This is a genomic window from Alcanivorax sp. P2S70, assembly GCF_000475295.1.
GTDB classification, from domain to species: domain Bacteria; phylum Pseudomonadota; class Gammaproteobacteria; order Pseudomonadales; family Alcanivoracaceae; genus Alcanivorax; species Alcanivorax profundi.
This window is the reverse complement of record NZ_AXBZ01000014.1, coordinates 1-12,387: the sequence shown is the minus strand read 5'-3', so window position 1 is coordinate 12,387 and position 12,387 is coordinate 1. Positions and strand designations below refer to the sequence as shown.

At 57.4% G+C, this 12,387-nt stretch carries 13 protein-coding genes; 6 read left to right on the top strand and 7 right to left on the bottom strand.

Annotation, left to right across the window (positions count from 1 at the left end; genetic code table 11):
* Window positions 1-38 precede the first annotated feature (38 nt).
* The 5 genes from hpf to mgtE all read left to right on the top strand — a co-directional run bounded on the left by hpf (window position 39) and on the right by mgtE (window position 3,522).
* Window positions 39-338 carry a ribosome hibernation-promoting factor, HPF/YfiA family gene (hpf, locus tag Q672_RS23685; RefSeq protein ID WP_022984940.1) on the top strand — a complete coding sequence of 100 codons (300 nt, stop codon included), beginning with the start codon at window positions 39-41 and terminating at the stop codon, window positions 336-338.
* A 15-nt stretch (window positions 339-353) separates the two neighbouring features.
* The gene (ptsN, locus tag Q672_RS23680) at window positions 354-827 is read left to right on the top strand and encodes a PTS IIA-like nitrogen regulatory protein PtsN (protein WP_022984939.1); all 474 of its coding nucleotides are present in this window, start codon (window positions 354-356) and stop codon (window positions 825-827) included.
* A 56-nt stretch (window positions 828-883) separates the two neighbouring features.
* Window positions 884-1,741 carry an RNase adapter RapZ gene (gene rapZ / locus Q672_RS23675; RefSeq protein ID WP_022984938.1) on the top strand — a complete coding sequence of 286 codons (858 nt, stop codon included), beginning with the start codon at window positions 884-886 and terminating at the stop codon, window positions 1,739-1,741.
* The gene (locus Q672_RS23670) at window positions 1,742-2,011 is read left to right on the top strand and encodes an HPr family phosphocarrier protein (RefSeq protein WP_022984937.1); all 270 of its coding nucleotides are present in this window, start codon (window positions 1,742-1,744) and stop codon (window positions 2,009-2,011) included.
* 146 nt (window positions 2,012-2,157) lie between these two features.
* Window positions 2,158-3,522 (top strand): magnesium transporter, encoded by a 1,365-nt coding sequence (gene mgtE / locus Q672_RS23665; RefSeq protein WP_022984936.1) that lies wholly within the window; start codon window positions 2,158-2,160, stop codon window positions 3,520-3,522.
* 160 nt (window positions 3,523-3,682) lie between these two features.
* Here the strand turns inward: mgtE and Q672_RS23660 are convergent, their stop codons facing one another.
* Both Q672_RS23660 and pmbA read right to left on the bottom strand, forming a co-directional pair.
* Complete coding sequence (locus Q672_RS23660; protein ID WP_022984935.1) at window positions 3,683-4,474, bottom strand: BPSS1780 family membrane protein; 792 nt, start codon at window positions 4,472-4,474, stop codon at window positions 3,683-3,685.
* A gap of 25 nt (window positions 4,475-4,499) precedes the next feature.
* Window positions 4,500-5,855, bottom strand: coding sequence for a metalloprotease PmbA (pmbA, locus tag Q672_RS23655; RefSeq protein ID WP_031226247.1), 1,356 nt, complete (start codon window positions 5,853-5,855; stop codon window positions 4,500-4,502).
* 41 nt (window positions 5,856-5,896) lie between these two features.
* Between pmbA and yjgA the strand changes: the two genes are divergently transcribed.
* Complete coding sequence (gene yjgA / locus Q672_RS23650; RefSeq protein ID WP_022984933.1) at window positions 5,897-6,436, top strand: ribosome biogenesis factor YjgA; 540 nt, start codon at window positions 5,897-5,899, stop codon at window positions 6,434-6,436.
* Window positions 6,437-6,493: 57 nt separating this feature from the next.
* On the opposite strand, the gene Q672_RS23645 is transcribed toward yjgA, so the two are convergent.
* The 5 genes from Q672_RS23645 to Q672_RS23625 form a co-directional block, all read right to left on the bottom strand.
* Entirely contained in the window at window positions 6,494-7,999 is a 1,506-nt protein-coding gene (locus Q672_RS23645; protein ID WP_022984932.1) for a C13 family peptidase, read from the bottom strand.
* 22 nt (window positions 8,000-8,021) lie between these two features.
* Window positions 8,022-8,483 (bottom strand): Crp/Fnr family transcriptional regulator, encoded by a 462-nt coding sequence (locus Q672_RS23640; RefSeq protein ID WP_022984931.1) that lies wholly within the window; start codon window positions 8,481-8,483, stop codon window positions 8,022-8,024.
* Window positions 8,483-9,919: a metalloprotease TldD gene (gene tldD, locus Q672_RS23635; RefSeq protein WP_022984930.1), complete on the bottom strand. Its 1,437-nt coding sequence runs from the start codon at window positions 9,917-9,919 to the stop codon at window positions 8,483-8,485. The genes Q672_RS23640 and tldD overlap by 1 nt, the downstream gene beginning before the upstream one ends.
* Entirely contained in the window at window positions 9,909-10,754 is an 846-nt protein-coding gene (locus Q672_RS23630; protein WP_022984929.1) for a carbon-nitrogen hydrolase family protein, read from the bottom strand. Before Q672_RS23630 ends, tldD begins: the two co-directional genes overlap by 11 nt.
* The coding region (locus Q672_RS23625; protein WP_022984928.1) for a YhdP family phospholipid transporter at window positions 10,751-12,387 on the bottom strand (1,637 nt) is incomplete at its 5' end. The genes Q672_RS23625 and Q672_RS23630, both read right to left, overlap by 4 nt.

Here is a 12,387-nt window from a genome sequence, read left to right as displayed (position 1 = left end):
TGCCTGGGACGGCCCACAAGCAGGTAAAGGAGCCAGCCATGCAAATAAATATCAGCGGTCATCACCTGGAAGTTACCGATGCTTTGCGCACCTACGTAGGCGACAAGTTCTCCCGCCTGGAGCGCCATTTCGACCAGATCACCAGTGTTCAGGTGATTCTTTCCCCGGAGCCCAAGACCCACAAGGCAGAATCTACTATCCACATCTCCGGGGCAGATCTGTTCGCCACCGCTGAAGCCGATGATATGTATGCGGCCATCGACAAGTTGACCGACAAGCTCGATCGCCAGATTCTCAAACACAAGGAAAAGGCCGTTAATCACAAACACGGCCACTAACCCGAAACGACCATTATGCGAGTTCGCGAACTTCTAACCGAAGCACGCACCCACAACGGGGTGCAGGCCAGCAGCAAGAAACAGCTGCTGGATCAGGTGGCACAGCTGGCTGCGGCCGGCTGTGACGGCCTCAAGGAGCAGGAGGTCTTCGATGCGCTGGTAGCCCGGGAAAAGCTGGGCTCCACCGGCATCGGGGAAGGCATCGCCATCCCCCACTGCCGGCTTGGCAATTGCGAACAAGCCATCGGACTATTACTGAAGCTGGACACCCCCATCGATTTTGATGCCGTTGACGGACGCCCCGTTGACTTGGTGTTTGTGTTGCTCGTTCCCCAGGAAAACCCTGAGCAACACCTGAAAACGCTGAGCCACCTTGCCAGCCTTTTCAATGACGACAGCTACCGGAACGAATTGCGGGTCAGTTCAGACGATCACAAGCTGTTCCTGACTGCCGTGGAATCCGAAGCTGAATTGCGGTTGGCTTCGTAACGAGTGAACTCTCGAAAACCAGGCCATAATACAAATTCTCTGCGTGCATCCCGATCATGAAACTGACCATCATTAGCGGACGATCCGGGTCTGGCAAATCCACAGCCATCCAGGCGCTGGAGGATCAGGGTTATTACTGTGTCGACAATCTTCCTGTCGGCATGCTACCGACCCTGGCCCAACAACTTAGCGAGGGCGAAACTGCCATCGGTCATGTCGCTGTTGGCATAGACGCACGCAACCTTCCAGGCCAATTGCTGGCCTTCGACAACATTCTTGACGCGCTGAAACAGCAACAAATCACCAGCGAAATCATCTACCTTGATGCTGATGACAACACCCTGCTGAAGCGATTCAGTGCCACCCGGCGGCGCCATCCTCTGGCGACTGACCAACGCTCACTGGAAGATGCCATCGCTCACGAGAAAGACCTTCTGGCCAATATTCGCCAACGGGCTGATCTGGTTATCGACAGCAGTAATCACGAAGTGCACAGCCTCAGGAACCTGATCCGTGAACGTGTCGCTCAGCGGCGCAACGCCCTCTCGCTGCAAATCGAATCCTTCGGTTTCAAGAATGGTCTTCCCACAGATGCTGATTTTGTCTTCGACGTGCGCATTCTTCCCAATCCACATTGGCATCCGGATCTGCGCCCTCTTACCGGACGCGACCAGGGGGTAATCGATTTTTTGCAAAAGCACGATATCAGCCACGACCTGCTGGATGACATCGCCACTTTTGTACAGAGATGGCTGACCGCCTTTGCCCACAGCGATCGGAGTTACGTCACAGTCGCGATCGGTTGTACAGGTGGCCAGCACCGTTCCGTCTACATAACCGAGCAGCTGGCTGCTCGTCTACGCGAGCAAGGTATCACCTTGCAGGTTCGGCACCGCGAACTGGGATCCAGCTGAATGATCGAACAGTCCCTGGATGTGATCAACAAACTTGGCCTGCACGCCCGCGCTGCTGCCAAGGTGGTCAGCGTGGCCTCACGCTATGACAGTGCTATCCACGTCCTTCACAAGGGCAACCGCATTGATGCAAAAAGCATTATGGGGCTTCTTATGCTCGGCGCCGCCAAAGGCAGCCAGGTCACCTTCCAAGTCGAAGGCGATGACGAAGACGCAGCCATGGCAGAACTGGAAGACCTGTTTGCAAGGATGTTCGACGAAGGAGAGTGAAAAACAGTTAACCGTGAATAGTGAACAGTTGAAAAATCAAGTACCACAGACTCTGAAGGACTGTTACTGTGTGGTCATCCCAGCCAAGCAGCAGCACGCTTTGTTTTCGCTGTTAACTCTTCACTGTTAACTGTTAACTGATTTCCATGCCCGCCGACAGCAGCCGCAGCCAGCAACATCTCAAAGCCATCAACCGCGCACTGGCCAGCGGGACCTATACGCAGGTCCGGCAGCTGATCAACAACCTGCCCGGCGCTGAAGCCGCCCACTTGATTGAGTCTTCCCCTCCACGAGAGCGGGAAATTCTCTGGCAGCTGCTCAGCAAGGAACAGGAAACCGAAGTCCTGCAGTATCTGGGCGAAGAGGTCCGGGTTGAGCTATTGCGCAACCTCAGCACCGATGAGCTGGTGTCGCTGGTTGAAGAACTGGATACCGACGACCTCGCTGATTTACTGCAAGAACTACCTGATCATGTCACCAGTCAGGTGATGGCCAGCCTCGACGAACAAAACCGCGAGCGGCTGGAGCACGTGATGAGCTACCCGGTGGATACCGCCGGGGGCCTGATGAACACCGATGTGATCACCGTGAGACCGGAGATCACTTTTGAAGTGGTTCAGCGCTATCTACGTTTGCGAGGCGATATCCCTCGCACCACTGATAACCTGGCCGTAGTCAACCGGAAAAACCAGTTCATTGGGCTGTTGCCTCTCACCAAGGTGCTGATCAGCGATCCGGGCACTACTGTGCGCGAAGCCATGATCACCGATATTCAGTCGATCCCGGCCACCCTGCCTGCCCATGACGTCGCCAAGATCTTTGAGCGCCACGACTTGGTGACAGCCCCTGTCATCGACGACGAAGGCATGCTGGTAGGCCGTATCACCATTGATGACGTAGTAGACGTAATCATGGAAGAAGCCGACCACTCCTTAATGAGTATGGCGGGTCTGGACGATGACGAGGATACGTTCGGCTCGGTTTGGCAAACCGCCCGCCGCAGAGCGCTGTGGCTGGGTATCAACCTGCTGACCGCGTTGGCTGCCTCTGCCGTGATCGGCCTGTTCGAGGCGACGCTGGAAAAGGTGGTGGCCCTCGCTATCCTGATGCCGATCGTCGCCAGTATGGGCGGCATCGCCGGCAGCCAGACGCTGACGCTGGTGATTCGCGCCATGGCACTGGGACAGATTCAGTCCAACAACACCCGCTATCTGCTATTCAAGGAGCTATCTGTTGGCGCCATCAATGGGTTGTTGTGGGCTACCGTGATTGGCATTACCGCCGGGTTGTGGTTCAGTGACGTAAGCATCGGCATCGTGATCAGCGTGGCCATGGTGATCAACCTGATCATGGCCGCCTGTGCCGGTGCACTGCTGCCCATGATCATGAAAAAAATGGGTATCGACCCGGCCCTGGCCGGATCTGTAGTCCTCACCACTATCACCGATATTGTTGGCTTCATGGCCTTCCTGGGCCTGGCTACCGTGCTGTATGCCAATTTGTTGGTGTGAACGGAGCCTCCCGAGTCTTTCATCCACTCTGGAAGGCGTTTCCGTTCTTCTAAATCACGAGAACTATTTTAGGTATTGCCTTCCTGTCAAGCGCAGCTAGCCGCTCAAACACAAAAGCCGAAAGGGGCTCCTTTCGGCTTTTGTGTTGGCGTGGCACGAATTATTCCGTAAATACCTGTTTGAATGATGCGTAATACGCACCCGCCAACAACGGGCCAGCAAGCAGCAACCCAAGAAAAAGCGGAATCGTTGCCACCATCACCAACACCGTCGCCACAATGCCATAGAGAATCAGCGGGAGCAGATTCGTCAGGCAGGCTTTAAAACTAAGCCCCAGCGCTTCACCCGGGCCCATATTGCCAAGGAAGACCAGCGGGATACTGAAGTAGAAAAGACAGCCAGACGCCATCAGAAACAAGAACATGATCAGACCTGCCAATGCGATGGCGCCCCCGCCAATACCCACATCCGGTACTCTTCCTGCCTCCATGGCATTAAGCATGCTCACATCAAAACCGATGCTCAAAAACAGCAGCACCATCGCTACGATGAAAATGCCCACGTAGACCGCCAACTGCAACAACGCCAGGATCACCAATGGACCGGTTTTTTCTGAGAATCCGGCAAAAAGGTCAGCAAACTCCACACTGCCTTCGTTATCCAGCCGGTAGAACATTTTAACCAGCCCGGCATACAGCAGCGTCATCAAAAACATGGCCGCCAACCCACCGATAAAGGGGACGAACTGCACAGCCACATTCAGCAGCATGAGCACCACCAATGCGCCAATCATTACCCCCCAGTTGCCCGCCAGCATCGCCTTACCCTGGCCAAACCAGCTCATGGCATCGCCCATAGACACTTTTTGGGCCGTACCGATAACCAGCTCTGCAGCCTGTGGCGGTACCGCCACATCGCTGGTCGGTTGTTGATAAGGATTCATTTCTGACATGCTTTTTCCCTCCAATGGAAAGTTATTATCGTCCTGCAATTTTCATGGGCGACAGCAGCAGAGAACCACAGGCGATGTTGCCGCGATAATCCACATCGGTGCCGCTACCCTGGATGCCACGTAGCATCTCCGCCAGATGACCGGCAATGGTGAATTCCTGTACCGGTGAAGTAATCCGCCCATTCTCGAACAGGAAGCCACTGGCACCGCGAGAGTAATCCCCCGTCACCATATTCACCCCTTGCCCCATGACCTCGGTGATCAAGATCCCTTTGGGCACTCGGGCCATCAACGCTTCCAGAGACTCTCCAGTATCGGTGACGCGCAAGTTGCGAACACCACCGCCATTGCCGGTCGGAGACATGCCAAGACGTCGACTGGCATACAGACTCAAGGCAAAGGAGGTCAGGATGCCGTCTTCCACAAAGGCCTGCTCGCCGGTAGGCAAACCGTCACCATCGAAGGGCGACGACGCATTGCCTGCAGGCAGGTGCGGGTGTTCACTGAGGGTAAAGCCCGCAGGCAGCACCGCCTTGCCAAGGCTGTCTTGCAAAAAAGAGCTGCGACGATAAATGGCGCCACCACTGATTCCGGACACCAGATGGCCAAGCAAGCCCGATGCCACTTCCGGGGCAAAAATGACAGGCAATTCACCGGTTTCCGGAATCACCGCCCCCAGGCGTGACAGTGCCCGCTCCCGGGACATCTGTCCTACGGTTTCAGCATCCGCCAGCTTCTCGCCAATACGCCCACCGTCGTACCAGTAATCCCGTTGCATTCCGTCATCGTCTTCCGCGACCACGCTGCATACGCGGCTGTGGTGGGTGCCGCGATAGCCGTGCAGGAAACCTTCCGAGGTTGCGAACACGCGCAGGCTGGCACCGCTGTTAATGGAGGCACCTTCCGAATTGACGATACGGCTATCGTCACGGGCCACCTTTTCGCACGCCATGGCTTCGTCGATCGCTCTGCCAGTGTCCATCTCCCATGGGTGATACAGGTCCAGTTCAGGAATATCACGGGCCAGTTGGTCCGCCGGCGCCAGCCCCGCATGCTTGTCAGCTTCGGTGTAGCGCGCAATGGCAGAGGCCGCTTTCAGGGTGTCACGCAGGCTGTCGCGATTGTCGTCCGAGCTGCTCGCATGTCCCTTGCACAACCCCTGGAACACGGTGACAGAAACGCCTCTGTCGCGGTGAAACTCGACCGTTTCCACCTCGCCCTGCCGCACGTTGACCGAAAAGCCCTGACTGAGGCTGACATTCACCTCAACCCCGTCCAGCCCCAGCCGTTTTCCCTCTTCCAGCACCCAGGCAGCGGTATCCTGCGCCTGCTGAAGTTGTGCCATGTCGAGTGCCGCTGTCGTTGCGGAGGAATCAGACATAAAATAGCGCTTCCCTTACCCATTAATTCAAGTGAAGTCAGATGACCGAGTATAACGACGACCCGTACACCAGCAAATCCGAGCAGAAACGGGATGACCTGGCCCTGCAGGAGCTCGGGCAGTCGCTGATGGCGCTCAAGCAGACCGAACTGGATCGCCTGCCCCTGAGCGACGGCCTCAAAAAAGGTCTTGAAGAAGCCCGCCGCATCACCAGCAACGAAGCCCGCCGCCGACATTCGCTGTACATCGGTCGTCTGGTCCGGGAATCCAACAGCGAACAGATTGTACAAGCACTGGAGGCGCTTCAGGATCCGTTCCGCCAGCAACGGCTCACCAATTGGGTAGAGCAGATCGTTGGCTGCGAACAACCCCGTGAAGCAGATGCCACCGTGCAGCAAATTCTGGACTTCTTTCCCCATGGGGATCGCCAGCAAATGCGCAACCTGACCCGCAATGCGCTCAAGGCTCGCCTCGCCGACCCGGCCAATGCCAGCCCGGGAGAAAAAGAGAAGTTCAAACGCGAACGCCGCAAGCTGATGAATTACCTGAATCAGCTGGACAAAACCGTGCCCCTGTTTTGAACCGAGCCCTACAGCCGCCCGTGCAGAAGTGCCCTCCAGCACCTGCCGGGCGCACCGTCAGGGCTTGTGCAATGCTGGCGTTTCGAGACTTTGCCACCAGCCCAGGAAGCTGTGACCAACCGCCTTCTGGGGTAATGAGCGCTCATGCTCGTCAAACCCCTGCTCTTCTTCCATCCGCGATACTTTCGCCTGCGCCGCCGAGAACCAGGCATCCGGATCATTCACGCCGGCACTCATTCCCTCTCCATACAGCGCCTTGCTAAACCAGGTGCGCTCAGAATCATCACCGCACCCAAAAGACGTACGGTCTGTTGCTGCAGACGAGAACACGACTCTCTCAGGCGCCGCCAACGCGTCCACCCAGTGCCCGGAATAACAGGCTGAAACAACCACCCACTGGTGTTTAACCGCCAAACTGTTCAACCAGTTCTTTGCGTCATCGACTGCCAGGTTGTTAAGCCGAAGGTTATGGGTATCAAGAACCAGATCACCATTTACGGCCCCGTGACTGACAAAATGGATTAACAGCAAGTCTTCCGCTGGATCCATCAACGCATCCAGGGCGTTAAGACTTTCCCGCACACTGGTCCGTGTCGCCAAAGGCAATTCATCGCTGCCTCCATTTACCAGCAGAATCTGCCGGCGCTTCAGGTCGAGCACAGAACTGAGCCGGGAAGAGACCCAACCGACTTCTCGCTGGAAGACTCCTTCCGTACCGTCCCCCCCCACCGCCAGGAAGTAAACATCCCGGACACCGGGACGCTGTGGCGCCAATGAAGACAAGGCTGACTGCAAGCGACTGGATTCGGTATACAGACGAGCCTCCATACCTGCTGCCTGTTGCTGCCGGCGTTGCCGATATGCCTTCTCACTAAGGTAATATTTGCCCCGCACGAAGTACCCATTCTCCAGCGTCGGCTGGGCACCAGCCTCACCCGGAATCACCCTGACACCCGGACCTTCGGCTTGTCCGTACTCAAACCCGGCACGAATGATGACGCCATCCGGGCGGGTCAACTCACCTTGCCCGTGAAAATCAAAGTCAAGAAATGGGCCGCTATACTGATAACCTTCCTCGTTACGAAAGGTACCCTCGGTAATCTCACCCTCAGAGTAGCGCCCCTCGTATTGCTCCCCTTCCTCGGTTACCCACAGCCCGTCACCATGGGGCAGGAAGTCCTGAAACTCGCCCTGATAGGAGTCCTCTTCCCCAAAGGTCATCACCCCGGCAACAAGCTCTCCTTCCCGGAAGGTGCCCTGAAAATGCTCATCACCGCAAATCAGGCTTCCCTCACCATGCAGCACCCCTTCGACAAAAGCGCCCTCCATGACACAGCCATCCTGTAACTCAAGTCGACCTTGACCGGTCATCAAGCCAGCGCGGAACTCCCCCTCGTAACGGCGGCCATCAGGCCAGCGCAGTTCGCCGTATCCGTGGAAAAGATTATCTTGAATTTCACCGTCATACACCGCCCCATCGGGCAGCTTCACATCGGCAGGCATAGGCCCGGGGTCGCAAGCCGCCAGCCCCAGGGCCAGTACGACTACGCCAAGGTTTCGCATAAGGGTTCCTGTAAAGACCGGTTCAACCAACCGGTAATTTGAACTGGGCCAACTGGGAGGACGTCCGGCGCAGGTGGACACAGAGTAGCTTGGCAATGTTCTCCATCACCAAGCTAACGGCGTTGGGGCTGCGGCGCCGGAGTTGATCCAGGCCCTTTCGGGTGAGCACAATCAGCGTGGCGTCTTCGGCAGCCCTGACCGTGGCCGAACGAGGCTCATGATCCACCAGCGCCATTTCACCCATGGAATCACCGGGGCGCAGATGGGCGATCACTACTTCGCCACCTTCCACATTCTGCTTAACGATATCCAGGCAACCCCGTACCACAAAGCAGACAAAATCACTGCGGTCACCCTCCCGGCAGACCGTTTCGCCAACCGGTACGCGGTTGACGAATACCAGTTTTTCCAGAAGCCGTAATTCCTCTTCGCTGAGGCCGGTAAACAGGCGCATACGCGACAGAATATCAATCACCTGAGACATCAGGCGGTTCCTCCCACCGTCAGGGCGTCCACCCGCAGCGTAGGCTGACCTACACCCACCGGGACAGACTGGCCATCCTTGCCACATACCCCAATGCCGGAATCCAGGGCCAGGTCGTTACCGACCATGGAAATGCGCCCCATGACTTCCGCACCACTGCCGATCAAGGTGGCTCCCTTGACCGGACACACAATCTTGCCTTTTTCTACCAGGTACGCCTCGGTAGTCGAAAACACGAAACGACCAGAGGTAATATCCACTTGCCCACCGCCGAAATTGACGGCATAGATGCCCCGATCCAGGCTCGCTACGATTTCTTCCGGGTGAGTTTCTCCCGGCAGCATGTAGGTGTTGGTCATGCGTGGCATGGGCAAGTGGGCATAGGATTCCCGGCGCCCATTCCCGGTTGGTGACACCCCCATCAGCCGTGCATTGGTCTTGTCTTGCATGTAACCGACCAGTTTGCCGTTTTCAATCAGGGTATTGCAGGCGGAGGGGGTTCCTTCATCGTCCACCGTCAGGGAGCCACGACGATCCAGCATGGTGCCGTCATCCACCACGGTACACAGCGGTGATGCCACCTGCTGCCCCATTTTTTTGGCAAACATGGAGGTACCCTTGCGGTTAAAGTCCCCCTCCAACCCGTGCCCAACCGCTTCATGCAGCAAGACCCCGGGCCAGCCAGGGCCCAGCACCACAGGCATGGTGCCCGCCGGCCCCGGCTGGGCTTCAAGATTCAACAAAGCCCCGCGGACCGCTTCCCTGGCCCAGGTCTCAAAGCGGTTTTCCTGTAGCAGCCAGTCGTAACTGACACGCCCGCCTCCCCCTGCGCTGCCTCGCTCACGACGTCCGTTGCGCTCGGCAATCACACTGACATTACAGCGGATCAAGGGACGGACATCGGCCGCCAGGGTGCCATCACTGGCCACCACCATGATCACATCCTGCACCGCGCTCAGACTGGCGGTGACCTCGACAATCGCCGGGTCCAGGGATCGTGCTAACGCGTCCAGACGCTGTAGTAGCGCCACTTTTTCTTCTGCCGGCCAGGCCAGCAACGGATCCAGTGCCGCATAGCGTAAAGGGGCCCCTCGGCGGCTGAGCTGCACGCTGCGGTCTTGCCCCTGACGGGTAATCGCCCGGGCGGCACCACTGGCCTGCTGCAACGCCTGCAGGGTGATGTCATCACTGTAGGCAAAGCCGGTCTTGTCGCCCTGAACGATACGTACCCCTGCGCCCCGCTCAGTATTAAAACTGGCATCACGAACAATACCGTCTTCCAATACCCAGGCCTCGTGGCGACTGTGCTGGAAATAGATATCCGCATAATCCGCCTGCCCCGTCAGCTTGCCGTTCAGCAGGGCTTCCAGCTGACCGGTCTGCAAATCGGCAGGGGCCAGCAGGATGGACTCGGCAATGGACAGGCTATCGTTCATAAGGACCTTCTATGTGAAATCGTTGATGCGTTTGCACCGGCATACGCTGGCGAAGTTCATTCATGGTAGCAAGGTCAAGACCTGCCACAAGGGCAGCGGGCACATTCTCCAGGCTCGCGACCACCTCGCCCCAGGGGTTGACCAGCATGGAGTGGCCGTAGCTGCCACGCCGGGGCCCGTGTTCGCCGCACTGGTTTGCGCCCAGCACATAGCACCCAGTCTGTACCGCCGTCGCCCGCAACAACAGCGACCAGTGCGCAGCCCCGGTCACAGCAGTAAATGCGGAAGGATAGACAATCAAGTCCGCCCCGGCATGGGCCAGCCGCTGTGCCAGGGAAGGGAAACGCAGGTCGTAGCAGATCGCCAATCCCACGGTCAGTCCGGCAAGCGGCACGGTAACCACCTCGGTGCCGGGCTCAAAGACATCGGATTCGCAGTAACGACCCTGCGCATCATTAACCTGAGCATCAAACAGATGCAGCTTGTCATAAGCGGCCAGACACTGCCCCTCGGCAGAGACTGCCAGTGCCCGTGTGCGCACTCTCGGTGCCGCCACGACACTGCCGTCAGGGCGCCGCATCGCCGGAACACTGCCACCAATAATGGCCATATTGAAACGCTTGGCCTGCTCACAGAGCCAGCCCTTCAACTGCTCAAACTGCCCGGCAGTGGCACGATAATCGCCGCCGTAGACAGCAAAATTTTCAGGCAGCACCGCCAGCTGCGCACCGCCGTTCGCGGCCTGCTCCAGCAGCGCGGAAGCCGCCTCAAGATTACCGGACAGTTGCTGGCCGCTGGTCATCTGGATGGCCGCAACAGAAATTAGCTGCGTCATTCGAACATTCCTTCGGTTTCTTCCACTTTGGGCTCAGACCAGGTGCCGGTCACGGCATATTCCATGGTAGCCGTTCGATCCAGTTCGTCCCCCCAAATACGTTCGACCACAAAAATGCCGGCACAGGCCGCAGGCCCCGCAAGACACCCCGCATAAAGGTTACTGGACAGCGGCAGCGTCACTTCCATTTGATGATTAAGGGTTTCCTTTTCAAGATCCACGTTACCCTGAACTTCAATGATCGCGGACGGTGACTTGATCGCCAGATTGGTTGTGGAGACAGACGGCCCCTCAATGCGGAAATCCCCACTGATGCTGTCGCAGCTCAAACCCTTCTTGTACAAATCAGAAAAATCCAGCCGCAAACGGCGTTGAATCGTGCCAATGTTCAAAATCCCCAGCACCCGGAGAAACGATGTTTTGGCGTCCGTCTGCGGAATACGGCACTCACCAATATCAATGCGCGTTTGACCATCCATTGCCAAATAATCAGGGTTCAACGGCCAGTCATTCCAGCCCAGCACCCCTTTGGCCCGGGCATCCTCAGACTCGATCATCTCCGGCAGACCCCAGGCTCTCAGGGATCGTCCCAGCTTGTCGGAGCTGAGAACACCATTGAATCGGGTGTATTGCGCCGCTCCGTCACTGTCACCCTGCGCCGTCCAGTCGAGGGAACCCTCAACGCGGGTAAAGCGCCACTGACCATCCAGGTCCGAAATTCTTACGCCTTGGGAAATTGGTCGGACATTACCGCGCCACTGACCAAAATCTTCACCGTTGATCGTCAGGTTATTTAATCTCGCATCCAGTGTTGGCAACTGATAGGGAGAGAATGGAGCACCTTCTTCCAGGCCTGCACTTTCAGGCAGTGTCAGATTGACGCGGGAGACAGACAACGACATGGGCCGCTCCCCCCTTATTGAGAAACCATCAGGAATATGCATTGAGCCTGCCACTGCCTCACTACTCAGGGCGAGATCCCAGCCCGAATCCCTGGGCAACACTGAAAGAGCTGCACCGGGGACCGCAACGCCGAACAGGTCCAGCTCACCGATTTGCACCTTGATGCTGTTCAGTAACCCCGCGGTTGACGAACCCGCCCCCTGCTCCTGTGACTTGAACGCAGGGGCCATTTGATCACCAATGAAATCCAGCCAGGGACTGACTGAGGCTTTATGCAGGGCGCCACGAACGTTTATCCCCATGGCTGGCACCTGCAGATGCCCCCCGCCCAACAAGACGTCACCTGCAAGTTCGCCTCCCAACCGGAAACGGCCACGGATTTCATCGCCATAACCCAGCGTCAATTGCTGGGCCTGGCCCCGAGGCTCTATCGATACAGTGAAAGGGACACGTTGTTCCGTCTGTTTACCAAGCGGCGCAGGTGCATCCACCCTCACCCCTTTCATGCTGGAGGACGCCTTCAACGAAAAGGCACTACCCTGCCAGGGAACCTGTATTGCCAGCTCCACCGGCACCTTTCCACTGACCGGGGCTAACCAGGGAAAACCCAGCCACTCGCGCAACGCCGATGCCTTGAGGGTGGCGCTCGCCTCCATCAGACTGCGACTTCCACGTGTGAGCCAGTGCCCGGCCACGGTGCTATCCAGCAGCTGAGCCTGGAAATCCGGCA